At 76.5% G+C, this 1,649-nt stretch carries 2 protein-coding genes and 1 pseudogene; 1 reads left to right on the forward strand and 2 read right to left on the reverse strand.

What is annotated here, in order from left to right:
- Positions 1-1,061 (forward strand): annotated as a pseudogene (locus NH342_RS22865) (AAA family ATPase); the annotation flags it as partial.
- Positions 1,062-1,064: 3 nt separating this feature from the next.
- On the opposite strand, the gene NH342_RS22870 reads toward NH342_RS22865, so the two are convergent.
- Both NH342_RS22870 and NH342_RS22875 read right to left on the reverse strand, forming a co-directional pair.
- Positions 1,065-1,307 (reverse strand): hypothetical protein, encoded by a 243-nt coding sequence (locus tag NH342_RS22870; protein ID WP_253018654.1) that lies wholly within the window; start codon positions 1,305-1,307, stop codon positions 1,065-1,067.
- Positions 1,308-1,338: 31 nt separating this feature from the next.
- Positions 1,339-1,649, reverse strand: a 311-nt coding sequence (locus tag NH342_RS22875) for an endonuclease/exonuclease/phosphatase family protein (protein ID WP_253018656.1), incomplete at its 5' end; no start/stop codon positions are given.

Raw genomic sequence — 1,649 nt, forward strand, 5'->3', positions numbered from 1 at the left:
GGGCCCGGGCGCGGGGGGCGCAGGTCGTCGCCGAGGTCCAGGCCGGCGCCGAGCGGGCCCGGCAGCTGCTGCAGGGGTCGCTGGCCCTCGCGGTCGCCGAGCGCGACGCGCTGGCCGCTGCGCGGACCGGGCGGGAGGCGGAGCTGCTCGCCGTCCGCACCCGGGTCCGCGAGCTCACGGCCGAGCTGGACCGGCTGACCTCGGAGGTGCACCGCGACGAGGTGGCCCGGGCCGAGCAGCGGCTGCGCATCGAGTCCCTGGAGACCCGGGCCGTCGAGGAGCACGGCATCGAGCTGGCGCAGCTGGTCGCCGAGTACGGGCCCACCGCCCCCGTCCCGCCGACCGCCCCCCAGCTGGCCGCCGCCGAGCACGCCGGCGACCCGACGCCGGAGCCGGTGCCCTACGTGCGGGCGGTGCAGGAGGAGCGGGCCGCCCGCGCGGAGGCCGACCTCGCGGCGCTGGGCCGGGTGAACCCGCTGGCGCTGGAGGAGTTCGCCGCCCTCGAGGAGCGCAGTGCCTTCCTCACCACGCAGCTGGAGGACCTGCGCGCCACCCGCCGAGACCTGCTCACCGTGGTCCGCGAGGTCGACGACCGCATCCACGAGGTGTTCGCCGCGGCCTTCGCCGACGTGCAGCGCGAGTTCGTCGAGGTGTTCCAGACGCTGTTCCCGGGCGGGGAGGGTCGGCTCACGCTCACCGACCCCGACGACCTGCTGACCACCGGCGTCGAGGTCGAGGCGCGCCCACCGGGCAAGAAGGTGAAGCGGTTGTCGCTGCTGTCCGGCGGGGAGCGGTCGCTGACCGCCGTGGCGCTGCTGGTGGCGATCTTCCGCGCCCGGCCCTCGCCGTTCTACGTGCTCGACGAGGTCGAGGCCGCCCTGGACGACGTCAACCTCGGCCGGCTGCTGACCCTGGTGGACCAGCTGCGCAGCACCTCGCAGCTGATCGTCATCACCCACCAGAAGCGGACGATGGAGATAGCCGACGCCCTCTACGGCGTCTCGATGCGCGGCGACGGCATCACCGGCGTCATCTCCCAGCGCCTCCGCCCGGCCGGCTGAGCCTCAGCGCGGCGGCTTCCGCCAGGTCTCCGCCCAGGCGTCCTGGCTCTGCGGGGTGGCGCCACCCATCCCCTGCTGCGCCTCGCGCCGCCGCACATCCCACCGGCGGCCCCGCGCGGCCGAGCCCATCGCGGCACCCGAGTGCGGGGTCGCGCCGCGGCGGCGGGCGTCCCGGTCGAACCACCAGCCGACCGCCAGCGAGCCGACGACCACCACGCCGAGCACGGTCCACACCAGCCAGGCCATCACGGCACCTCCGTCCGGGTCCGGCAGCGTCTCACAGGTCCAGGTCGACCTGCAGGGGATGGTGGTCTGAGCACGCCGAGCCGTCGAGCACCACGGCCGCGCGCACCCGGACCTCGGCGGAGACCCACACCTGGTCGATCCGCACCCGCGGTCGGCGCGCGGGGTGGGTCAGGCCCTGCTCCCGCTTCCACAGCTGCCAGCCGGCACCCTGGTCGGCGCGGCTGCCGGCCCGGGCCCAGGCGTCGGCCAGCCGGGTGCGCAGCGGCACCAGCTCCGCGGCGGCCGGCCCGCAGTTCAGGTCGCCGACCACGACGGCGGGACGCCCCGGCGGGGGCAGCAGGT

Origin of the sequence: Klenkia sp. PcliD-1-E (assembly GCF_024124375.1) — a bacterium.
In the GTDB taxonomy this organism is placed as follows: domain Bacteria; phylum Actinomycetota; class Actinomycetes; order Mycobacteriales; family Geodermatophilaceae; genus Klenkia.

What these genes read in the sequence shown, in the direction of transcription:
- NH342_RS22870 (WP_253018654.1), bottom strand. Translation starts at nt 1,307, where the DNA reads ATGGCCTGGCTGGTGTGGACCGTGCTCGGCGTGGTGGTCGTCGGCTCG.